The following is a 21,273-nucleotide window of genomic DNA, read 5'->3' as shown; positions in this document are numbered from 1 at the left end:
GCCCGGGTGCGGAACGATCCGGCCAACCCGGCGTCAGACGGTGGGGGTGCGTTCTTCGGCGGCGGCGTCCAGCGCGGCGGCCTCTTCCGGTGTGGGCGCGCTGCCACCGAGGTGCGCGGGCTGCCACCAGGTGTCGTCCGGGCCGGCCGGAGTGTCCGGGTAGTCCCGCTGCGCCCGGTCGACGAGGGCGCTGAGCCGGGTGGTCAGCTCGGCGGCCAGCTCGTTCGGATCGGGGAAGTCCGCCGGGTTGATCGGCTCGCCGATCAGGATGGTGATCGGCGTGTGCCGGCGGGTCAGGGTGCGCGGGCGGCCCTTGGTCCAGAGTCGCTGGGTGCCCCACAACGCGACGGGCAGCACCGGCACCTTCGCCGAGCGGGCCATCCGGACCGTGCCGCTCTTGAGTTCCTTGACGGTGAACGACCGGCTGATCGTCGCCTCCGGGAAGACACCGACGACCTCGCCCTGCTTGAGCGCGCTCACGGCGGCGCGGAACGAGGCCGCGCCGGCCTGCCGGTCCACCGGAATGTGCCGCATGCCGCGCATCAGCGGGCCGGAGATCCGGTGGTTGAAGACCGACTCCTTGGCCATGAACCGAACCAGCCGACCCGACGCGTTGGCGCCCAGACCGGCGAAGATGAAGTCGAGGTAGCTCACGTGGTTGCTGGCCAGCACCGCCCCACCAGTGCGGGGTACGTGGTGGGCGCCCTCGATGGTGATCTTCAGGTCGAGGACCCGGAACAGCGTCTTGGCGGTGGCGATAACGGGCGGGTACACGAGCTCCGGCATTCGCAGAATCTACCCTGACCGGCTGGAGATCGGCTGGGTGGCGAACCGGCGGCGGCACGGGTGGTGCGCGCCACCGCCGGTCCGGCTGTCGATTCGGTCAGTCGGTGAGGGCGTCCAGGTCCAGTCGACCCCGGGCGAACGCGTCCACCCGACCCCACCGACCCGGGATGTCCAACACCTCGATGCGGCCCATCCCGACCGGCAGCCGGGGCTCGACCGCCAGGTGACCCTCGTGCGGTTCCAGACCGAGCATGGTGCGCAGCAACAACAGCGGGGCGCCCGTCGACCACGCCTGCGGGCTGCACGCCGTCGGGTACTCCACCGGGAACTTGGTCAGCTCCCGCGGGTAGCCGCCGAACGCCTCCGGCAACCGGCCGTCGAAGTACGTTGCCGCGTCCAGGATGCCGTTGGCGATGGTCGCGGCCTCCTCGGCGAAGCCGTAGCGGCGCAGACCCCAGGCGATGAACGAGTTGTCGAACGGCCAGATCGTGCCGTTGTGGTAGCCGATGGGGTTGTACCGCGCCTCCCCTTCGGCGAGCGTCCGCACCCCCCAGCCGGAGAACAGCCGCGGCCCGACCAGGTGTGCGGCGAGCTTCTCCGCCCGCTCGGGCTCGACGATCCCACTCCACAGCAGGTGGCCGATGTTGGAGCTGAGGATGTCGCACTGGCGGCCGTCCGGGTCCAGGGCCAGGGCGAAGTACTCGCCGTCGTCCACCCACCAGTCCCGGTTGAACCGCTCCTTGAGCTGCGCCGCCTCCCGCTCCAGTTGGTCGGCGAACTCGGGGTCACCCCAGAACTCGCGAGCCAACCGGGCCGCCCGGACCTTCGCGTCGTACGCGTACCCCTGCACCTCGCAGGTTGCCCGTGGGAACGGCGGCAGCGTGCCGTCGGAGTAGGAGATCGAGTCCCAGGAGTCCTTCCAGCACTGGTTCTCCAGGCCGGTGTCGGTGTTGCGGCGCTCGTACCAGATGTAGCCGTTGCCGACCAGGTCGGCGTAGTTGTCGATCCACCTCAGCGCCGCCCGGGACTCCTGCTCCAGCTCCCTGACCAGCTCGACGTCCCCGCTCCACCGCTCGTACTCGTCGAGCAGCACGATGAACAGCGGCGTCGCATCCACCGAGCCGTAGTACGGCGAGTGGGGCTGCTCCTCGAAGGCGGCGGTTTCGCCGTAGCGCATCTCGTGCAGGATGCGCCCCGGGTCCTCGTCCCGGAAGTCGTCGAACCGGCTGCCCTGCAGGGACGCCAGGATGCGCAGCGTCGTCTTCGACAGGTGCGGGGTGAACGGCAGCGTCTGCAGGCAGGTGAGGATGCTGTCCCGGCCGAACATGGTCATGAACCAGGGCAGGCCGGCGGCCGGCAGGGTGGCGCCGCCCAGTGACAGCGGCGGGAAGCGCAGCGCCGCCAGGTCGATCAGGCTGCGCCGGTACGTGCTGGCCACCCGGCCGTGCTCACTGTTTACCTTCGGCGCGTCGGCGATCCACTGCTCCAGGTCGTGCTGGAGAGCGAGCCGCTCGATGTCGTGCTTGCGCAGCCCCAGACGAAGGTCCCGGCCGGTGGGCCCGACCGCGTTGGTCTCGACCTCGATCGAGGCCTCCCACTGCTCGTTCGGCTCAAGGTGGACGGTGTACGCGAAACCCTTGCTGTCGTACCGGGCCGACATCGACGACGAGATCACCGTCTCCCGCCGGAAGTTGCCCCGCCGGTAGCCCAGCCGCAGCCGGTCCGGCTCCACCTCGGTGTAGATCTCGCCCTTCTTGTTCAGGATCTCGTCCTTGACCTGGAACAGGTCGGCGAAGTCCGACGCCGCGTCCATCCGGACTTCCAGGTCGACCGGCTTCTCGTCGTGGTTGAGAATGGTCAGTTGCTCCCGGAAGCTGCCGCCCACCGCGCGCTCCCGGATGATCGACAGCTTCGCGTCCACGTAGTGCGTGGCCATCCCGGGGACCAGGAAGAAGCGCGACTCGAAGTACTGCAGGTCGTCGAAGGAGAGCGAGTTGAGTCGCTCGCCGTTGACGGTCAGCACCCAGGTCGACAGGAAACGGGTGTCGATGGAGAAGAGCCCGGTGGGCTCGCTCGGCGTCGCCTCGATGTCACCGGTGTCCTCGCAGACGACGAACGTGTTGCCGTCCAGGATCCGGATCGTGTTGCTCTGCCCCATCAGTGCACCTCCCCGGCGAAACGTCGACGTGGCCCACGGGCGTCCGGTGACCCAGGGAAGATCCGCTCCACCTGTACGACCAGCCGAAGGTCACCCGATGCGGTCATGTCGCCGCGCAGCAGCGCGGCCAGGCCGTGCTCGCGCCCCGAGGCGATGTCGTCGAAGAGGACCGGGCTGGCGCCGATCACCGTGTCGGCCTCCTGGTCCTCCTGGCTGACGTTCAGCCGGCCGCGATCGATCCTCAGCAGCCAGTGCCGGGTCTGCGCCCCCTCGTGCAGGTCGATCCGCAGCGTCCCGGAGGTCTTGGCCAGCAGGGGTTCGTACCCCCGCCGGTCCAGGTCCTCGAAGAACCTCGTGGTCGCGTCCACCATCGGGTCCACTCCTCCCAGTTGCCGGGCCGGGGATCCCACCCACCGCGCTCGCGTCGCGCGGACGGCCGGCGTTGCACGTCCCCGCACGGGTCCCCGCCGCTCCCCCGCCCAACCTCGCCCGAATCGGGTGACCCCCCTTGCTTCGGTGATCAAGAAGTTCACGTCACCACCGTGGGCGTGTCGTGACGCAAACTTCTTGATCACGCGGGGAGGGGTGGGAGGTGGGGGGACAGGACGCGCGCCAGCTCTCCCCTGGGGGAGAGCCGGCGCGCGTCTGGCGCGGCGGACGGTCAGTTGTTCGGGTCGTCGGCGCTGATGTCGGCCAGGACCGACTGCGGTTCACGCTCGACCGCGAGGTCACCCATCGAGACCAGGCCAACCAGGCGTCCGTCGTCAATCACCGGCAACCGGCGTACGGCGTACGTCCGCATCAGGTCGGCGGCGGCCACGGCGTCGTCGTACTGACTCACCGTGATCACGTCGCGAGTGGTGATCTGGTTCAACCGGGTCGAGCCCGGGTCCATGTTCTCCGCGACACCCCGGACCGTGATGTCCCGGTCCGTGACGATGCCGACCACACTGTCGCCGTCGGTCACCACCACATCTCCGATCGCGCTGTCACGCATCTCCTGCGCGGCCGCGATGAGCGTGTCGTTGCCGTCCATCGTCACCAACCGGGTCGTCATGAACTCTCCGACCGTTGTCATGGTGCTCCCCTCTCGGTGTCGGCACGGCCCGTCTACCCGCCGCCCGGCACGGGGTAACGCCCGGCTGCCGGTGGCTACCGGCGCTGCCGCACACGCCGCACCTCGGACCCGCCACGCGCCGACCCGCCCGGGGCAGCGCGCCGCGGGGTGGCCGCCTACGGTGGGCCGATGGCGGCGGACGAGTCGGAGTTGCGGGAGCTGGTCGCCGGCAACCGGTGGTTGACCCGGGCGCTGACAGTGGTGCGCGACTCGGGGCTGCCGGACGTCTGGATCGGCGCGGGCGTCCTGCGCGACCTGGTCTGGGGCGATCGGTACGGACACGGGTTCGACCCGGCGACGGTCCGGGACGTGGACGTGGTCTTCTTCGACCCGACCCGGCTGACCCGCGAGGACGACGACCGGGCCACCGCCCGGCTGACGGCGGCGTGGCCGCAACCGCCGTGGGAGGCGCGCAACCAGGCGGCGGTGCACACCTGGTACGCGGCGAAGTTCGGCGGCGAACCGATCACCCCGTACCGCGATGTGGCCGAAGCGGTGGCCACCTGGCCGGAGTACGCGACGGCGGTGGCCGTCCGCCTGGACTCGGCCGACCGGCTGGAGGTCTGCGCGCCGTACGGCCTCGCGGACCTGCTGGGTGGGGTGTGGCGACACAACCCGGCCCGGGTGGGTGTGGCGTTGTCCCGGCGGCGGCTGGCCCGGCACCGGCCGGCGCAGCGTTGGCCCGGCGTGACCGTGATGGAACCGGGCTGAGCGGGCGGGTTCAGCCTCTCGGCGGCATCCCGTAGAGCCGCTCCACGTGCAACCGCAGCACGATCCGCCCCTCGTCGACCATGGCCTGGCGGTACTCGTCCCAGTCGGGGTGCTCGCCGCTCAACGCCCGGTAGAGCGCCACCAACTCCTCGACCGTGTCGTCGCCGGGCTCGGCGGACGGCGGGGTCAGCTCGGCGCGACCCTCGACCACCGCGTACGCCCAGCCGTCCCGACTGCTGACGTGGAAGCTGGCCCGGGGGTCGCGGCGCAGGTTGGCGGTCTTCGCCCGCGAGTCGGTGACCGAGACCCGGATCAGGCCGGCGTCCCGGTCGAAGGAGTAGAGCACGTTGGACAGCTGCGGGCGACCGTCCCGCTTGATGGTGGCGAGCACGCCCATCGAGTGGCCGGCCACCAGGTCGGTCAAGGCCTGCTGGGTGCGGTCGTCGGGCATGCTGTCCTCCAGGTTGGACGATCGTCTCCGACCCATCCAAGCACGACCCGCCGGCCCTCGCGGGCGACCACCCGGTGCTGGCCTTCGTCCAGAGCTTTCGGGCGACCGAGGTCGAGCGCGCGCGACGACAGTGCGACCACCCGGAACGGCAGCGAGCCCTCGCCGACGGGCGGCGAGGGCTCGGTGCTTGTCGGGTGTCGAGGGGCCTGCGCTGTGGCGACCCGTGCCGGTCAGCGGCGCTCGGCGGCGACCAGCTCGGCGAGCTGCACCGCGTTGAGCGCGGCGCCCTTGCGCAGGTTGTCGTTGGAGCAGAACAGGGCCAGCCCGTGCTCCACCGTCTCGTCGGCGCGGATCCGGCCCACGTAGGTCGGGTCCTGGCCGGCGGCTTGCAACGGCGTCGGGACGTCGGTCAACGCCACCCCGGGCGCGTCGACCAGCAGCTCGTGGGCGCGCTGCGGGGTGAGCGGCCGGGCGAACCGGGCGTTGATCTGGAGCGAGTGCCCGGTGAAGACGGGGACCCGGACGCAGGTACCGGAGACCCTCAGGTCGGGGATCTCCAGGATCTTGCGGCTCTCGTTGCGGAGCTTCTGCTCCTCGTCGGTCTCGAACGAGCCGTCGTCGACGATCGAGCCGGCGAGCGGGAGCACGTTGAAGGCGATCGGCTGGGCGAACGAACGCGGCGCGGGGAACTCCACGGCCGACCCGTCGAAGGCCAGCCCGGTGGCGTGCTCGGCGACCTTGCGGACCTGCTCGTCCAGCTCGGCGACGCCGGCCAGCCCGGCACCGGAGACCGCCTGGTACGTCGACACGACCAGGCCGACCAGGCCGGCTTCGGCGTGCAGCGGGCGCAGCACCGGCATCGCGGCCATCGTGGTGCAGTTGGGGTTGGCGATGATGCCCTTCGGCCGGTCCAGTGCGGCGTGCGGGTTGACCTCGGCGACCACCAGCGGCACCTGTGGGTCCATCCGGAACGCCGAGGAGTTGTCGATCACGACGGCGCCGGCCTCGGCGACCCGGGGGGCCAACTCCCGGGCGGTGCCCTTACCGGCCGAGAAGAGCACGATGTCCAGCCCGGAGTAGTCGGCGCTGGCCGCGTCCTCGACGATCACCTCGCCGTCGCGCCACGGCAGCGTACGCCCGGCTGACCGCGCCGAGGCGAACAACCGCACCTGCTCCGCCGGGAACTCCCGCTCCGCCAGCACCTGCCGCATCACGCCACCGACCTGGCCGGTGGCTCCCACAATGCCGATCCTCATGCCCGCGAGGCTACCGACCCGACCCCCGGAACCGGGACCCCTTTCCCACCCCCCGGGTCCCACCTCACACCCCCACCCCGACCACCCCCTCCCCGACCACCTCTCCCCCGCCTCACCCCGTTGATCATGAAGTTATTGCCGCGACACGCCGTGGCAGGTGGCAACAACTTCATGATCAACGCGGGAGAGAACAGCGGGGTCAGGCGATCAGGTCGCCCAGGTTCGCTGCCGTCAGGTCGTCGCGGATGACGGCGGCGTCGCCTTCGATGACCAGGGTCAGGGCCTCCGGGTGCAGGTGGGTGGCCGCCGCCGCGGAGACCTGCTCCACGTCGGCGGAGAGCAACGACTCCCGCAACCGCGCGTGGTAGTCGTCCGGCAGGTCGTGCACCACCAGGGTGGTCAGCGCGGAGGCGATCGCCCGAGGGCTCTGCAACTCGACCGAGAGCTGCCCGGCCCGCCAGGAGCGGGCCACCTCCAGCTCGTCCTCGGTCACCCCGCCGGCCTGGGTACGGGTGATCTCGCCCACCGCCTCGACGAGGGCCGGCGCGGTGACCGCCGTCTGCACCCCGGAGCTGACCGCGAACCGACCGAACCGCCGCGACGCGGCGAAGTCAGCCCGGATGCCGTAGGTGTAGCCGCGGACCTCACGCAGCAGGTGGTTGAGTCGGGACGTGAACGCGCCGCCGAGCACCGTGCCGGCGAGCGTCATCGGCACGTGGTCGGGGTGCGCCCGGTGTGGTGCCGGGTGGCCCAACCGCAGCGTCGACTGCACCGACCCGGGTCGGTCCACCAGGATGATCCGCCGACCGTTGTGCGTCGGCACCTCAAGCGGGCCACCGCGCTCGGCGGGGCCACCACCGGTGCCGGCGAACGCCGCGGCGGCCAGCGCGTCCAGGTCGATCCGGTCCAGGTCACCGGCGACGATCAGGGTGCCGGGGCGCAGGAACCACTCGGAGTGGAAGACGGTGACGTCCTCCACGTCCAACCCGGCGACCGACTCCGGGTCGCCGTGCATCGGCCGCCCCCAACGGTTCTGCGCGCCGAACAGGTCGGCCCGCAGCGCGGCGTCGGCGCGCGGGCCGGGGTTGGCCCAGTCCATGCGGAGCGCTGTCGCCTCGTCGTCGCGGACCCGGCGTACGTCGGCGGGGTCCAGCCTGGGCGTGCGGACCGCCTCGGCCAGCAACTCCACTGCCGCGTTCAGCCGGTCCACCGGGATCACCACGCTGGCCTGGAACGAGTCCCAGTCCAGGCCGGTCGACAACGCGGTGCCGAGCCCTTCGACGGCGAGGGCGTACGCGGCGGCGTCCCGCTGCGCGGTCCCCTCCTCCAACGCCTTGGCCAGCACACCGGAGAGGCCCTCCTTGCCGACCGGCTCCTGGCCCGCGCCCACGTCGAGCAGCAGCAGGGCCACGGCGAGGTTCTGCCCCGGCAGGTGCGCGGCGACGACCTGACCACCGGCCACGGCGCGGCGGACCACCGGCGGGAACCGGTACGGGCGGGCGGCACCCGGGCCGGGACGGTCGGCGATCAGCGTCATGAGGTCTCCTCGGGCAGGTAGGTCAAGGTCACCCGGTCGGTGGCGAGCACGTCGGCGGCGGCCTCGGCGATCTGCTCGGCGGTGACCGCGAGCAGCGCCGGCAGGTGGTCGGCGACGCGGGCCGGGTCACCGAACTGCGTGGCGTACCGGCCGAGCAGGTCGGCGCGACCGTCGACGGTGGACAGCTGACGCCACCAGCCGGTGCTGAGCAACGCCTTGGCCCGGTCCAGTTCGGCGGCGGTGACTGGCACGGTGGCCAGCTCGTCGACGACCTCGGCCAACCCTTCGGCCAGCCGCTCGGCGCTCACTCCGGGGCGGGCGGTGGCGGTGGCGATCAGTGGTGCCGGGCCGTGCGCGAGGTCCACCCCGTACGCCCCGACCAGGTCCGGTTGCGCGATCCTCTCGCCGTCGGCGAGGCGCTGGTAGAGCCGGCTGCCTCGGCCGCTGCCGAGGACCGTGGCGAGCACGGTGATCACGTCGTACCCCGGGCTGCCGAACGGGTAGCTGCGGTGGGCGATGTACACCCGCGGCGCCGGCACGTCGGCGCTGACCGACTCGACGGCCGTCTGCCCGGTGGCGGGGACGCTGCGGCCGTCCGGCGCCGGCGGGATGTCGTCGCGGGCGGGCAGCGCGCCGAAGTACTTGTCGGCGAGCGCGAACACGTCGGTGGCGGTGGCGTCGCCGACCACGGTGAGCACCGCGTTGTTCGGCGCGTAGTAGGTCTGATGGAACGCCTGGAAGGTGGCGAGGTCGGCGGCGTTCAGGTCGGCCATCGAGCCGATCGTGGCGTGGTGGTAGGGGTGCCCCGGCGGGTAGAGCATCGGCAGCAGTCGCAGCCAGGCGTCCCCGTACGGCACGTTCTCGTAGCGCTGCCGGCGCTCGTTCTTCACCACGTCCCGCTGGTTGTCCAGCGTCTCCTGGGTGAGGGCGGGGACCAGGCCGCCCATCCGGTCGGCTTCCAACCAGAGCGCCAGCTCGAGGTGCTCGGCCGGGACCGTCTCGAAGTAGTTGGTCCGGTCCGGGTTGGTGGTGGCGTTGAGCGAGCCGCCGGAGCCCTGGATCAGCTTCATGTGCTCGGTCTTCGCCACGTTCACCGAGCCTTCGAACATCAGGTGCTCGAAGAGGTGGGCGAAACCGGTCTGCCCGGCCGGCTCGTGCCGGGAGCCGACGTCGTACCAGAGGTTGACGGCCACGGCGGGCGCGGTGCGATCCTCACTCACCACCACGCGCAGGCCGTTGTCCAGTCGGGACGTCTGAATGGGCCAGGGGTAACCGCTGTCGGGCATGCCCCGACGCTATCCGATCTCGGGGGCGGAAAGGTGACGCGCTGTCGGTCGGCGAGCCGACCCGGGCGGCATCGGTGCGGCCGCGCGGGGTACCGGAGGGGAATGACCGTCACCCCGCCCCCGTCCCGGGCCGCCACCGCCGTCGAACGCGCCAGCACCGCACTCGGCCGGCTGCGCCGCGGCCGGTTGCTGCATCCGGCCGGTCGCTCGTTCGTCGGCGAGACGGTGATCTGGGGTACGCCGGGACCTCCCACCGGGGTCGCTCTGCTCGACGACCCGGGCCGGTACCGGACCACCGTCCGGCTCTCCAAGGGCACGCCCACGCCGGGCAGTTGGCCCGACGTGCTGGGCCTCGCGGTGCGCCTGCACCGCGACGACGGCCGTCCGTTCGACCTGTTGGTCAGCTCCAGCGGCGCGGCCCCGGTGCTGCGGAACCTGCCGCTGCCCCGCCGCCGCTTCACCGGCACGTACAGCACGATCACGTGCTACCGCGCGGGTCGCCGACGCCTCTGGCTGGCCGCGTTGGCCGACCCGGACGCGGCCGACCTGGGCCGCAGCCTGGCCACGGTGGCCGCCGCGACGCGCACGGACACCCCGCGCCTGGTGCTCGCGGTCGCGTCGGCGGTGGGGCCGTGGCGGCTGGTCGGGCAGGTCAGCCTCGGTGCCCAGCTCAGCGCCGAGCAGGACGCGGCGCTCGCGTTCGACCCGACGCGCAACCTGCCAGCCGAACTGCGGCTGGCAGGTCCGCTGGCCTGGCTGCGCGACCAGACCTACCGGGGGTCGCGCCGGGCGCGCGGGGCGACCGCTCAGTCCGGCGGTTCGACAGCGACAACGGTCTGATCCGAGGTACGACGTTCCAGCACCGTGTCCGGGGCGGCGTTCTGGTCCGCCGTGCGGATGTCCGACTCGGTGAGGATGGCCTCCGCCTGCGCCTCCGGGTCGTCGCTGCCCACCGCCGTCTCCTCGGGCAGGAGGTGGTGTGCACGGGACTCCACCCGGTCCTGATCGCTCTGTTCGTGTGTCATGGGACCCCTGTTACCCCGACCGCACCCCTGGCACGCGATGTTCGCTCCGCATCTTGGGACGACGGGCCGGGTGACCGCGTCGGGTCGGGTACGCTGGCCGGGTGACGCGTTCCTATCGATGGTTTAGGCAGCCGGCTCGCACGCCGGTGACTTCACCATGAACTGACGTCACCACGGACCGAGCCGGCTGGGCAGGAGCTGTCGTTCCTGCCCTTTTGCGTACGAGCAGCCGGCTCGTCCCGGGCACCGGCCCCGGGCACGGTCGGCGGAAGGATGCCCACCGTGACGACCCCGGAGACCGATCGGGTCAGCGATCAGCGGATCGACCGTGTCGTGCCGCTGACCACGCCCGCCCTGCTGCACCACGAGTTGCCCCTTGATCCCCCGCTCGCGTCGGCCGTACTGAACGGCCGCCGTGCGGTGGGGCGCGTGCTGGACCGCGAGGACGACCGCCTGCTGGTGGTGGTCGGTCCCTGCTCGGTGCATGACCCGGCCGCCGCCCTCGACTACGCGCAGCGGCTGCGGACGGCGGCCGACCGGCTGGCCGACGACCTGCTGATCGTCATGCGGGTCTACTTCGAGAAGCCACGCTCCACGGTCGGCTGGAAGGGCCTGATCAACGACCCGGGGCTGGACGGCAGCGGGGACGTCAACACCGGGCTGCGGTTGGCGCGGGCGCTCCTGCTCGACGTGCTGCGTCTCGGCCTGCCGGTGGGTTGCGAGTTCCTCGACCCGATCACCCCGCAGTACATCGCGGACACGGTGGCCTGGGGCGCGATCGGCGCCCGCACCGTGGAGAGTCAGGTGCACCGGCAGTTGGCTTCCGGCCTGTCGATGCCGATCGGCATGAAGAACCGCCCGGACGGCAGCATCGGCACGGCGGTGGATGCGATCCGCGCCGCCGGGGTTCCGCACGTCTTCCCCGGCATCGACTTCTCCGGCACCCCGGCGATCATGCACACCCGGGGCAACACCGACGGGCACCTGGTGCTGCGCGGCGGGGGCGGCCGGCCCAACTACGACGCCGCGTCGGTCGCCGGGGCGCTCGATCTGCTGCGCGCCGCCGACCTGCCGGAGCGGCTGGTGATCGACGCCAGTCACGCCAACAGCGGCAAGGATCACCGCAACCAGCCGCTGGTGGCCGCGGACGTGGCAGCGCAACTGGCCGCCGGCCAGCGTGGGATCACCGGTGTGATGCTGGAGTCGTTCCTGCTGCCCGGCCGACAGGAGCTCGACCCGACCCGGCAGCTGGAGTACGGCCGGTCGGTCACCGACGCCTGCCTCGGCTGGGACGACACCGCCGAGGTGCTCGACCACCTCGCCTCGGCCGTGCGGGCCCGCCGGGCCACAGTGCCGACGACGGTGTGACCGCCGACACCGGGCCGCACGGAACACGAGCGGGGGTCGGCTCGTTGACTGGGGTGTCGGTGTGCCCAGTGTCCCCGGGCCTCACCTAAATAGCCTTCGCGGAATACCGTCCGGCTGGAGCCGCGTAGCGCCACTCGCCGAGAGGCGACCTGCACACCGACACCAGCGCCGCCCCCGGCCCACAAGGCCGGGGGCGGCGCTGTCGGTAGCCCCCTCGAACCCTCCGGAGGCGACGGCCGGCCCGGTGGCGTGACGTTTGACCGATTCCGCCCGGGGTAGCTGAACGACGTGACCGACGACGCATCAGTAGCCGGCGAGCCGGACACCCGGGCCCTCGACGACCTGCTCGACGACCTCTACCGGGGGCAGGAACGGGTCACCCAGGCGGACATCTACCGCCGGGCGGTGGCCGCCGAACTCCCGCCGGACCTGCTCGCCCGGATCGACGCGCTGCCCGAGGGCGAGTACGCGGTGGACGAGGCCAGCGACCTGCTGGGTGGTTCCATCGGCTGAGCGCCTGTGCCAGCTCCGCCGCGTGAGCGACAGCAGAAGGGACACCACATGACGCACCACGACGAGGACCACGACGAGAAAATGCCGGCGCTGGGTCAGCCGCCCAAGGGCACTGACACCACGCCCGAGCCGGACTTCGCCAACGAGCACGACCGCACGGCGGTGGACCGGGACATCATCACCGGGGCGGACGAGCACGAACGGGAGCCGGAGTCGCCGCACGGTTGGTCCGGCATGCAGCGCTGAGGGGTACGAGAAGGGGGGCCAGCTTCCGCCGGCCCCCCTTTTCGTGCGTGCTGATCAGTCTTCGCCGTGCCCGCCCTCGGCGGCCTGCTGGGCCGTCGCGTACGCCATCTGGAGGAAGTCGGACGCGGCGACCGCGGTCAGCGCGGTCGCCACCAGGCGGGTGAGCCGGGGCGCGAGGACCAGGCCACCGGTCAGCCCGGTGGCCACCCAGACGGCCAGGCAGAACGGGCAGCTCAGCAACTCGCCGATGGCGTGCCGGGTCGGGCTGCCCGAGTCGCGGACCTGTTCCATCACCTCGCCGCTGCCGATCGGGCGGTCGTAGCGGGTGAACGGCGCCCGCAGCGGGCTCGTCACCGCGTCCTTGGACAGCAGCCGGCTCAGCTTGTGCGTGGCGATGGAGAGCAGCACCACGTCGGACGGCGCGGGGCGCTCCGGCACCGGCCGACCGGTCGCCTTGACCAGGCCGGCGAGCGCACCGGTCACCCCGGCGTAGGCGCCCATCGCCACCAGGTAGCCGCCGAGCGGCCGGTGTTCGTGCGGCGCGTACGCCCGGCGCAGCCGGGCCGCCTTCTGTCGCAGGCCAGTGTCGCTCACCCGATCTCCTCACGTGTCGTGGTGGTGGCGGCGGGAGCGGCGTCCCGCTCGGCCGGCTCAGCCGGCCTGGAGGTTGTCGGCGACCTCGCGGGCCAGGTTGGTGAGCGCCTGGTCGGCCAGCTGGTCCGGCCCGGGCCCGCCCGACCCGTCGGTCAGGTCGAGTTCGATCCGGGCGCCACCGGAATCCGCCGGCTCGACCCGGATCTCGGCGGACCAGTCGTCGGTGTCGCCCCACCGGGCACGCAGCTCGTCGCCGTCGATCTCCGCGGCCGGGCTGCCGTCGCCACGCAGTGGTTCCGGCAGCCAGGCCGAGGCACGGTCGGGGTCGGTGGCCGTGCTGAAGACCACCTCGGGCGGCGCGGACATGCCGCGTACGGCGCGCGCCGACATCAGGCGTCCCGCAGGCGGCTGGGATCGACCTCGCGACCCGGGTGGCGGGCCAGGTACTCGGTCTCCAGCTCCGCCGTGCGTCGCAGGTGGTTGGCGAGTGCGGAGTCCGCAGCGTGCCGCAGGGTGTCCAGGCGGGTGCGGTGCAGGCTGTGCATCTCGCGGATCAGGTCCTCGTCGGTCAGCTCCGTCGGGTCGATGCCGGGCAGATCGCCGTCGAGACCGGAAGCACCGGCCGGGTCGGCCAGCTCATCGCCGCCCCACTCGGGCACCCGCTGCTCCGGGCTCATATCCGCGCCGCCGCTGGACGCGAAGCCGTCCTCACGTACCGATCCGGTCATGATCGCCCCCCTTGATCTCGTTTGGGCTGGCGTCTAGACGATTGCCCAGACGTGCTGATGCCAAACCACGCCGACCAGGCGACAACTACGACACGGTGTCGGAGACCGGCGGCGTCCCCGGTACCCTCGATGCCATGAGGCGGCTCTGGACTCCGGCGTGGATCGCGCGCCACGTGGCCATGGTCGTGCTGGTCGTGGGCTTCCTCGGGCTGGGCTGGTGGCAGATCAGCCGGGCCACCGCCGGCAACAGCCTGAGCTGGGGGTACGCGGTCGAGTGGCCGATCTTCGCCGGTTTCGTGGTCTACGTCTGGTGGCGTGAGGTGAAGCTGGCCCGCCGCAGGGCGACGGAGGCCGACACACCGCCCGTGGACCCGGCCGTCGAGCCGGCGCCGACGGTCACCACCGGGTCCCGACCGGCGGTACGCCGACCGGTGCGGGTGTCCCGGGTGCCGGCCACCGGTGACGTCGGCGAGGACACCGATCTGGCCGCCTACAACCACTATCTGTCATGGTTGAACGCCAATCCGGGTGCCCGGCCCGGTGACTATCCCGGCTGAGCCGGGCTCGGAAGGACGGACAAAGGTGGGCGCTGCCCTTACCCGGTACCGCGTGATCGCCTGGATCGTGGGCGTGGTGCTGATCCTGCTGGTCGTGATCGGCATGCCACTGAAGTACGCGTTCGACAACCCGGTCGTGGTGGAGACGGTGGGGCCGGCGCACGGCTTCCTCTACATGATCTACCTGGTGGCCGCGTTCGACCTGAGCCGGCGGGCCGACTGGCCGTTGAAGCGGATGCTCCTGGTGATGCTGGCCGGCACCGTGCCGTTCGTCTCGTTCTACGCCGAGCGCCGGGTCAGCGGGTGGCTGACCCGACCGGTGCAACGCACCCCGGAGACGGTCGCCAGCTGACGTACCGTCGGTCAGCTACGGCAGTTGGGTCCGCACCGCCCAGACTGGTCTGCCCGTCGCAGGATCACCCGGGCGGGTCGGGGCGTCAGCGGTTGGGCCGCCACGGGTCCGCCGCGGCGAGCGGATCGACCCAGCTGCCGTAGCGGTTGACCTCCCGGGCCCGCAGCAGCGACCGGGTGACCTGGCCGAACTGCCGTTCGTCGTCGGCGCTGAACAGCAGCACCTCCGTTCCCCGGTACCACCCCCACAGCTCGTGCGGCGGCGGCCGCCAGCGGTCACCGACCACTGCGAGCGCGGCCGGGAGCAGGAACACCGCGCCGAGGATCAGGTACGCCTCGGCGGTGAGACGTTGCAGACCGCCGGTGAAGCCGAGGAGCACCCCCACCCCGCCGAGCATGCTGGCGGTGAGGACGACGGCCCGGACGGCGATCCGGTCGTGCGGGCCTCGGGTGGTACGCAGATGGGTCAGGTCGGCGACCCGGTAGCTGTTGCGACCGACGGTGAACCGGTCGACGGTCACGATGATGCCGGGCCGCGCGTACAGCAGGGTCGACCGGGCGCCCGGCACCGTTCGCGGCGGTCGCGTCTTTGCGCCTTCACGATTCACGGTTCCTCCCGCAGGGGACGGTTGGCCGGGTGGACCGCCAGTGACAGTCATCGCCATCTGCCGACGGGATTCCCGGCTCCGGACTTCATTGTGTTTCGGCATTGCCAGTCGACCTGGGCATTTGCGGGCTCCCGACAGCCCACCCCGGCGGGTGACATCGCCGAGAAACAGCATCCATTTCAGGTTTTATCGGTTATGGCGGCCAGGAATCCGGCGGCATACGCCGGGAACGACGAAAGTCGCATATCCGTCACTGATCCTCAAAAGGGGCGATGTTCGCCTGTTCTGAGTCGTCATCAGCCACGATGACGCCACCCAACACACCGGCCACGACCGGCAACTCCGCCAACTTTCGCCACTGCTTCAACTGCGAGTGACATCCGTCCCGGGTTAGGTTGGGCGAGCCGGTCCGGCCCAGTGCCGTCCGCCCGGATGGCCCCGGCCGGTGTCGTCGCGGGCATCAGCAGCCCCGGCGGCCGTGGGAGAGGGGCCTTTCGCTCTTGTCATCCCTGAGAAATCTGCTGCGCACCGTGGCGCTGGTCGGCATGTCCGCCGCGCTGATCGCCCCGACGGCGGTGGCCCAGGCCGAGCCGTCCCCCGCCGAGCTGACCCGCCGGATCGAGACGTCCTCGGCGGAGCTGGAGCGGGTCGTCGAGTCGTACAACAAGCTGCGTGAGGAGATCAAGACGAACGAGGCCGCAGTGGCCCGATTACAGGACCGCATCGGCCCGCTCGAACAGCAGGTCGAGCAGAGCCGGGCCGACGTCGCCAAGATCGCCTCCACCGCGTACAAGAGCGGCAGCCTGCGCACCGCTGACGCGCTGCTGCGTCCCGGTGGTTCGGCCACGCTGCTGGACCGGCTCGGCACCGTCGAACAGTTGACCCGCCAACGGCAGGCGAGCATCTCCGGCTTCACCGCCAATCAGCAGCGACTGCTCGACGAGAAGGCCAGCCTGGACGCCACGCTGGCCCGGCAGGCGGCGCAGGCTCGCCAGCTCGCCGCGGGAAAGAAGCAGATCGAGCAGGACCTGGCCAAGCTGTACGAGCTGCGCCGGCAGGCGTACGGGGCCGCCACCGAACGACCCGAGCCCACTGCGGCGAAGAACGAGGCGAAGAACGTGCCCGCCGTGTCCGGCGCCGCCGGCACGGCGGTGCGCTACGCGTTCGGCGCGATCGGCAAGCCGTACGTGTGGGCGGGTGACGGGCCGAACGGGTACGACTGTTCCGGGCTGACCTCGGCGGCCTGGCGGGCGGCCGGGAAGTCCCTGCCGCACAACACCCGGATGCAGTGGAGCGCGGTCACCCACATCGGGCGAAGCGACCTGAGCCCCGGCGACCTGGTCTTCTACAGCGGGCTCGGGCACGTCGCCCTCTACGTGGGCGGCGGCCAGGTGATCGACGCGCCCAGCGCCGGTCGCAACGTGCTCAAGCGCGGCATGAACATGATGCCCATCCAGGGTTACGGTCGGGTTCGCTGACCACGCTCGGCAAACGGCGAACGGCCGGCGTCCCCCTATCGGACGCCGGCCGTTCGCCGTCATTACTACCAGGTCAGGCTGCCTGCAGCCCCTCTGCCCGGGCCAGCTCACGGAGCCGGCCGAGGGCCTGGATCTCCAACTGCCGGATCCGCTCGCGGGACAGCGAGAACCGGGACGCGACCTCGGTGAGCGAGTGCTCCCGGCCGTCCTCCAGCCCGTAGCGGGCCCGCATGATGCCGGCGGACCGGTCGTCGAGGTGGTTGAGCAGCCCCTCGATGCGCTGCCGCTCCAGGCCGCTGAGCACGATGTCCTCGGGCGACGGCGCGTCACTGTCGGCCACCAGGTCGCCGAGGTTCGTGTCGCCGTCGTCACCCACCGGGGTGTCCAGCGAAACGGTGTCCTGCGACCAGCGGCGCAGCTCGTTCACCCGCTCGACGGTGACGCCAAGGGCGGCGGCGATCTGCTCCGGCTCCGGGTCGCTGCCCAACTCGCGGGTCAGCTGCCGCGCCACGTTGCGCATCCGGTTGACGTCCTCCACCAGGTGCACCGGGAGTCGGACGGTGCGCTCCTGCTGGGCGATCGCCCGGCTGATCGCCTGCCGGATCCACCAGGTGGCGTAGGTGGAGAACTTGTATCCACGCTCGTAGTCGAACTTCTCGACCGCCCGGACGAGGCCGGTGTTGCCCTCCTGGATCAGGTCCAGCATGGGCATCCCGGAGCGTACGTAGCGCCGGGCGATCGACACGACCAGCCGGAGGTTGGCGCGGATGAAGAGGTCCTTCGCCCGCTCCCCCTCGACGACCAGCCACTCCAGGTCGGCCCGGTCGACACCGGCGGGAACGGCTTCCTCACCGAGCAGGTGCTCGGCGTAGAGGCCGGCCTCGATCGCCTTGGAGAGATCGACCTCCTTGGCGGCGTCCAGCAGTGGCGTCCGGGAGATCTCGTGCAGGTAGACGCCGACCAGGTCGCGCTCCTCGGCAACCTCGTCGGTTCGCATGCCGATGTTCTTGTCCACGTTGCCCACGGTCCCCTCGCTCGCGCCGGTTGCCCGGTTCCTTGCCATTTCCCACGCCTGTCAGCCCCTGGTAACTTCTGCTGTGCCCATCGGTGCTGACACCTACACAACAGATGAGACGTGTCGGGGATTCCTCGCCGTGAGTCGAAAGTGTCACGAATGCCTGAGTAGTAGCTGAGAGCACGGTCCATGTTTGCTGTCAGCACCCCATCGGGTGGGCTCACCATTGGGCACCACGTACGGGTTACCGCACCATGGCAACACCGCCCGCCGCGGGGGACAGCGACCCGGGTCACCACCACGATGCGATCCTGCTCACTGCCAGATACGCACCGGTGAACCGGTCGGTTCATCCACGGGGGTGTTATTACCCCCCGGCCAGATGAACAATCCGAAGCCCGGTTCGCTTCCCGGGGGGTGGGCGGCGTTAGGAGGCGAGCAGGGCGAGGGCGCCGCGCACCTGGTCCGCCGAGCGGGCCAACGCGGCCCGGGCGGCGTCGATCTCGGCGCCGGAGACGAGGGAGACGAGCGCCGTCTTCAGGTCACCGTCGGCCTCGGTGAGGGCCTGCCGGGAGATCTCCTCCGAGCAGCCGGTGGCCTCGACCAGAATCGAGATCATTCGTCCGCGGAGTTTCGCGTTGGTGGCCACCATGTCGATCATGAGGTTCGAGTAGACCCGCCCCAGGCGCACCATGACGGCGGTCGAGAACGTGTTGAGCACCAACTTCTGCGCGGTGCCCGCCTTCATCCGGGTCGACCCGGTGACCACCTCGGGTCCGGTGTCCACCCCGATGAACACGTCCACCGACCGGGCGGCCTCCGCCTCCGGATTGGCGCAGAGCAGCACCGTGGAAGCGTCGATGGCGCCGGCTGCGGCGAGCGCCCCGAGGACGTACGGGGTGCGTCCGCTGGCCGCCAGACCAACCACCAGGTCCCCGGCACGGACACAACTGGCCGCTTCGACCGCGCCGCCCCGGTCATCGTCCTCGGCGTCCTCGACTGCCCGCCACATGGCGTCCGGGCCGCCCGCGAGGTGTGCGCAGAACCAGTGCCGGGGCGAGTTGAAGGTGGGGGCCAGCTCGGCCGCGTCGATCACGCCCAGTCGGCCGGATGTGCCGGCACCGAAGTAGTGCACCCGGTGACCGCCGCGAAGCGCCTCGACCGCCAGGTCGACGGTGGTGGCGATCTCGTCGAGCACCGCGGCGACGGCGGCGGGCACCCGCCGGTCCGCGTCGTTGATCACGGTGAGCACGTCCCGGGTCGACATCAGGTCCAGGTCGACGCTGAGCGGGTTACGCCGTTCGGTCGGAGCACCCACCCGGACCGTCGGGCGAGCGGGCGGTGCGGGCATCTCCGCACCGGCCGTCATGCCCGCCTCCGGTTGGCACCCACCCGGTGCGACTGGACCGCCTCGGCGGTCGCCTCCAGGGCCTTGCGGGCCCGGGCACGGTTGCGGGCGGCCACACCGACGAAGAGGCAGTCGACCACGGTGAGCTGGGCCAGCCGGCTGGCCGTCGCGCCGGAGCGGTAGGTGGTCTCCCGGGCCGCCGTGGTCAACACGAAGTCCGCCACGTCGGCGATCGGCGAGCGCGGGAAGTTGGTCAGGGCCACCGTCGCGGCGCCGCGGGTGCGGGCCTGCTCCAGCACCTCGATCACGTCGGAGGTGGTGCCGGTGTGCGAGATGCCGATCGCCACGTCGCCCCGGCCCAGGAGGGCGGCCGAGGTCAGCGCGGTGTGCACGTCCGGGAAGTAGAAGGCGATCCGCCCGATGCGGTGCAGCTTCTGCTGGAAGTCCGAGGCGACGAAGCCGCTGGCGCCGGCGCCGTAGATGTCGATCCGACCGGCGCCGCTGATCGCCTCGACCACCTGCTCGCAGACGGCCGGGTCGAGTTGCTCGGCGGTCTCCTCGACGGCCCGGGCGTCGTTGAACGCGATGGTGGCGATGATCTGGGCCAGGTCGGCGCCGGGCGGGATGTCACCGCCGACGACTCGGGCGTCCGGTGGCTCGATCCGCCGGGCGGCCTCGGCGGCGAGGCGGATGCGCAGCTGGGGGTAACCGTCCATGCCCACCGAACGGCAGAACCGGATGACGGTCGCCTCCGACGTCTCGGCTGCGGTGGCGAGGTCGGTGATTGTCCGCCGGGCGGCGGCCGCCGGGTCGGAGACGACCAGCCGGGCGACCCGCTGCTCGGCGGGCGACAGCGATGGCAGCAACCCACTGATGTGGACGATCAGTCCACCGGGCTCGTTTCTCGCAGAAATCTTCGGACTCTTCGCCACGGGTGAAACTTACTTTCACCAGGCGTGAGCGTCAACTATGACTGTCCGGTAGGGAAAAGTGTCGGCAGCCGGGATCACCGGTCCCGCACAGCCTGCCACTCCCCCAGGACCACCGCCTCATCCGCCGGGTCGAGACCACCCTGCCGTACGGCGGCCGGATGCGCTGCCATCCAGGACGCGGTCGCCCGAACGGTGTCCGGCAGCGGACGGATCGCCAACCCGGCGTGCAGAGAAGGTCGGGCGTCGCGGTCCATCAGGCCGCCGTACTCCGGCAGTCGCACCCACAGCGGCAGCGCCCGCTCCCCCGACCACTCGCGGACGTCGTGGGAGCTCAGGAACTCCTGATCGACCCAGGTCAGGACGGGTTCTGCCAGGTCCAGCCCGGCCGCGACCCCGGCCAGCAGGTCCGCCCGGGTCATCGCCGGCCCGATGCCGTCGTACGTGCCGCCGAGGCGGGTGCCGGCGGCGTGCAGCAACCAACCCGCCAGGTCGGCGACGTCCACGAACTGCACCCGGTCGGTCGGCGCTCCGGGGGCCAGCACCTCGCCACCGGCCGACAGCCGCCGCACCCAGTACGGGAAACGGTCGCTCGGATCCTCGGGGCCGACGATCAACCCCGCCCGGCAGACGAACGAACGGTCCACCCCCATCCGCTCCCGCACCAGCTCCTCGATGCTCACCTTGCACTCGCCGTACCAGCGGTGATCCGGGCCGACCGGACCGTCCACGTCCGCCGGGGCGGCCGGCAGCACGGGCGCGTCCGCGGCGCTCTGGCCCGGGGTGGTGTTGTCCGCGTACACCGACATCGTGGACACGAACGACCAGTGGCCGACGTGATCGGCGAGCGCGGCGAGCGCGTGCCGGGCGTGACTGATCTGGCGGGTCACGTCGATCACGGCGTCGAAGCCCGCGTCGGCCAGCGGGACGAGCGCCTGCGGATCATCGCGGTCGACCGGGACGAACCGCGCCCCGGCCGGCACGACACCGGACACTCCCCTTGCCGCGCAGGTCACCTCGTGGCCCTGCTCGACGGCGAGCCGGGCCGTCGCCCGGCCGAGGAACTGGGTGCCACCCAGGATGAGGATCCGCATGCAGCGATCCTGCGCCCCCGACACCCGACCAGCCCAACCACTCTGCCCACGGCAGACGGTGATCATGAAGTTGTTGCCACTCGGACCGGCGTGTCACGGCAACAACTTCATGATCAC

Annotated in this window: 25 protein-coding genes; 8 read left to right on the top strand and 17 right to left on the bottom strand. The window is 71.5% G+C overall.

Going from position 1 to position 21,273, the window contains the following annotated elements; all coding sequences use genetic code 11:
- Positions 1 to 33: 33 nt before the first annotated feature.
- From QCZ28_RS27335 to QCZ28_RS27320, 4 genes are all read right to left on the bottom strand, one after another.
- Entirely contained in the window at positions 34 to 786 is a 753-nt protein-coding gene (locus QCZ28_RS27335) for a lysophospholipid acyltransferase family protein (RefSeq protein WP_279519322.1), read from the bottom strand.
- 97 nt (positions 787 to 883) lie between these two features.
- Positions 884 to 2,944 carry a glycogen debranching N-terminal domain-containing protein gene (locus QCZ28_RS27330; RefSeq protein ID WP_279519321.1) on the bottom strand — a complete coding sequence of 687 codons (2,061 nt, stop codon included), beginning with the start codon at positions 2,942 to 2,944 and terminating at the stop codon, positions 884 to 886.
- Positions 2,944 to 3,315: an SCP2 sterol-binding domain-containing protein gene (locus QCZ28_RS27325; protein WP_279519320.1), complete on the bottom strand. Its 372-nt coding sequence runs from the start codon at positions 3,313 to 3,315 to the stop codon at positions 2,944 to 2,946. Before QCZ28_RS27325 ends, QCZ28_RS27330 begins: the two co-directional genes overlap by 1 nt.
- A 290-nt stretch (positions 3,316 to 3,605) precedes the next feature.
- Entirely contained in the window at positions 3,606 to 4,022 is a 417-nt protein-coding gene (locus QCZ28_RS27320) for a CBS domain-containing protein (RefSeq protein ID WP_030333361.1), read from the bottom strand.
- A gap of 168 nt (positions 4,023 to 4,190) precedes the next feature.
- Between QCZ28_RS27320 and QCZ28_RS27315 the strand changes: the two genes are divergently transcribed.
- Complete coding sequence (locus QCZ28_RS27315) at positions 4,191 to 4,772, top strand: nucleotidyltransferase family protein (protein ID WP_279519319.1); 582 nt, start codon at positions 4,191 to 4,193, stop codon at positions 4,770 to 4,772.
- A 10-nt stretch (positions 4,773 to 4,782) separates the two neighbouring features.
- Here the strand turns inward: QCZ28_RS27315 and QCZ28_RS27310 are convergent, their stop codons facing one another.
- From QCZ28_RS27310 to QCZ28_RS27295, 4 genes are all read right to left on the bottom strand, one after another.
- Complete coding sequence (locus QCZ28_RS27310) at positions 4,783 to 5,223, bottom strand: PPOX class F420-dependent oxidoreductase (protein WP_279519318.1); 441 nt, start codon at positions 5,221 to 5,223, stop codon at positions 4,783 to 4,785.
- Positions 5,224 to 5,453: 230 nt separating this feature from the next.
- Positions 5,454 to 6,479: an aspartate-semialdehyde dehydrogenase gene (locus QCZ28_RS27305; protein ID WP_279519317.1), complete on the bottom strand. Its 1,026-nt coding sequence runs from the start codon at positions 6,477 to 6,479 to the stop codon at positions 5,454 to 5,456.
- Between the two features lie 199 nt (positions 6,480 to 6,678).
- Positions 6,679 to 8,016: a pitrilysin family protein gene (locus tag QCZ28_RS27300; protein ID WP_279519316.1), complete on the bottom strand. Its 1,338-nt coding sequence runs from the start codon at positions 8,014 to 8,016 to the stop codon at positions 6,679 to 6,681.
- Complete coding sequence (locus tag QCZ28_RS27295; RefSeq protein WP_030333351.1) at positions 8,013 to 9,302, bottom strand: pitrilysin family protein; 1,290 nt, start codon at positions 9,300 to 9,302, stop codon at positions 8,013 to 8,015. Before QCZ28_RS27295 ends, QCZ28_RS27300 begins: the two co-directional genes overlap by 4 nt.
- A gap of 102 nt (positions 9,303 to 9,404) precedes the next feature.
- Here QCZ28_RS27295 and QCZ28_RS27290 point away from each other — a divergent pair, with 102 nt between their 5' ends.
- Entirely contained in the window at positions 9,405 to 10,142 is a 738-nt protein-coding gene (locus QCZ28_RS27290) for a phosphodiesterase (RefSeq protein ID WP_279519315.1), read from the top strand.
- On the opposite strand, the gene QCZ28_RS27285 is transcribed toward QCZ28_RS27290, so the two are convergent.
- Complete coding sequence (locus tag QCZ28_RS27285) at positions 10,109 to 10,327, bottom strand: hypothetical protein (RefSeq protein WP_030333347.1); 219 nt, start codon at positions 10,325 to 10,327, stop codon at positions 10,109 to 10,111. The two genes, QCZ28_RS27290 and QCZ28_RS27285, sit on opposite strands and share 34 nt — an antisense overlap.
- 273 nt (positions 10,328 to 10,600) lie before the next feature.
- Between QCZ28_RS27285 and QCZ28_RS27280 the strand changes: the two genes are divergently transcribed.
- The 3 genes from QCZ28_RS27280 (at position 10,601) to QCZ28_RS27270 (ending at position 12,454) form a co-directional block, all read left to right on the top strand.
- A complete protein-coding gene (locus QCZ28_RS27280) occupies positions 10,601 to 11,695 on the top strand; it encodes a 3-deoxy-7-phosphoheptulonate synthase (RefSeq protein WP_279519314.1) in 1,095 nt (364 codons plus the stop codon).
- A 288-nt stretch (positions 11,696 to 11,983) separates the two neighbouring features.
- Positions 11,984 to 12,208, top strand: a complete 225-nt coding sequence (locus tag QCZ28_RS27275) for a hypothetical protein (RefSeq protein WP_279519313.1) — start codon at positions 11,984 to 11,986, stop codon at positions 12,206 to 12,208.
- A gap of 48 nt (positions 12,209 to 12,256) precedes the next feature.
- Entirely contained in the window at positions 12,257 to 12,454 is a 198-nt protein-coding gene (locus QCZ28_RS27270; protein ID WP_279519312.1) for a hypothetical protein, read from the top strand.
- Between the two features lie 54 nt (positions 12,455 to 12,508).
- Here the strand turns inward: QCZ28_RS27270 and QCZ28_RS27265 are convergent, their stop codons facing one another.
- From QCZ28_RS27265 to QCZ28_RS27255, 3 genes are read right to left on the bottom strand one after another with little or no spacing between them, the layout of a single operon-like run.
- Positions 12,509 to 13,048: a DUF1360 domain-containing protein gene (locus QCZ28_RS27265; protein ID WP_279519311.1), complete on the bottom strand. Its 540-nt coding sequence runs from the start codon at positions 13,046 to 13,048 to the stop codon at positions 12,509 to 12,511.
- 57 nt (positions 13,049 to 13,105) lie between these two features.
- Positions 13,106 to 13,438 (bottom strand): SRPBCC family protein, encoded by a 333-nt coding sequence (locus QCZ28_RS27260; protein ID WP_279519310.1) that lies wholly within the window; start codon positions 13,436 to 13,438, stop codon positions 13,106 to 13,108.
- On the bottom strand, positions 13,438 to 13,776 hold the full coding sequence (locus tag QCZ28_RS27255; protein WP_279519309.1) for a DUF6158 family protein: 339 nt from the start codon (positions 13,774 to 13,776) through the stop codon (positions 13,438 to 13,440). The genes QCZ28_RS27260 and QCZ28_RS27255 overlap by 1 nt, the downstream gene beginning before the upstream one ends.
- A 134-nt stretch (positions 13,777 to 13,910) precedes the next feature.
- Here QCZ28_RS27255 and QCZ28_RS27250 point away from each other — a divergent pair, with 134 nt between their 5' ends.
- Both QCZ28_RS27250 and QCZ28_RS27245 read left to right on the top strand, forming a co-directional pair.
- Positions 13,911 to 14,333, top strand: a complete 423-nt coding sequence (locus QCZ28_RS27250) for a hypothetical protein (protein WP_279519308.1) — start codon at positions 13,911 to 13,913, stop codon at positions 14,331 to 14,333.
- Between the two features lie 25 nt (positions 14,334 to 14,358).
- Positions 14,359 to 14,685 carry a DUF3817 domain-containing protein gene (locus QCZ28_RS27245; RefSeq protein WP_279519307.1) on the top strand — a complete coding sequence of 109 codons (327 nt, stop codon included), beginning with the start codon at positions 14,359 to 14,361 and terminating at the stop codon, positions 14,683 to 14,685.
- A gap of 85 nt (positions 14,686 to 14,770) precedes the next feature.
- Here QCZ28_RS27245 and QCZ28_RS27240 read toward each other — a convergent pair whose 3' ends face one another.
- Positions 14,771 to 15,292, bottom strand: coding sequence for a DUF6232 family protein (locus tag QCZ28_RS27240; RefSeq protein WP_279519306.1), 522 nt, complete (start codon positions 15,290 to 15,292; stop codon positions 14,771 to 14,773).
- Between the two features lie 500 nt (positions 15,293 to 15,792).
- Between QCZ28_RS27240 and QCZ28_RS27235 the strand changes: the two genes are divergently transcribed.
- On the top strand, positions 15,793 to 16,770 hold the full coding sequence (locus QCZ28_RS27235) for a C40 family peptidase (protein ID WP_279519305.1): 978 nt from the start codon (positions 15,793 to 15,795) through the stop codon (positions 16,768 to 16,770).
- Between the two features lie 73 nt (positions 16,771 to 16,843).
- On the opposite strand, the gene QCZ28_RS27230 is transcribed toward QCZ28_RS27235, so the two are convergent.
- The 4 genes from QCZ28_RS27230 to QCZ28_RS27215 form a co-directional block, all read right to left on the bottom strand.
- Positions 16,844 to 17,833 carry a sigma-70 family RNA polymerase sigma factor gene (locus QCZ28_RS27230; protein ID WP_203148097.1) on the bottom strand — a complete coding sequence of 330 codons (990 nt, stop codon included), beginning with the start codon at positions 17,831 to 17,833 and terminating at the stop codon, positions 16,844 to 16,846.
- Between the two features lie 379 nt (positions 17,834 to 18,212).
- On the bottom strand, positions 18,213 to 19,154 hold the full coding sequence (locus tag QCZ28_RS27225; RefSeq protein ID WP_279519304.1) for an N-acetylmuramic acid 6-phosphate etherase: 942 nt from the start codon (positions 19,152 to 19,154) through the stop codon (positions 18,213 to 18,215).
- Positions 19,151 to 20,065: a MurR/RpiR family transcriptional regulator gene (locus QCZ28_RS27220; protein WP_279519303.1), complete on the bottom strand. Its 915-nt coding sequence runs from the start codon at positions 20,063 to 20,065 to the stop codon at positions 19,151 to 19,153. The genes QCZ28_RS27225 and QCZ28_RS27220 overlap by 4 nt, the downstream gene beginning before the upstream one ends.
- 74 nt (positions 20,066 to 20,139) lie before the next feature.
- Positions 20,140 to 21,156 (bottom strand): NAD-dependent epimerase/dehydratase family protein, encoded by a 1,017-nt coding sequence (locus QCZ28_RS27215; RefSeq protein WP_279519302.1) that lies wholly within the window; start codon positions 21,154 to 21,156, stop codon positions 20,140 to 20,142.
- Positions 21,157 to 21,273: the final 117 nt, after the last annotated feature.

The sequence above is a fragment of the Micromonospora sp. DH14 genome (assembly GCF_029809455.1).
GTDB lineage: Bacteria > Actinomycetota > Actinomycetes > Mycobacteriales > Micromonosporaceae > Micromonospora > Micromonospora parva.
The sequence above is the reverse complement of the archived record's forward strand: the minus strand, read 5'-3'. Positions and strand labels throughout refer to the sequence as shown.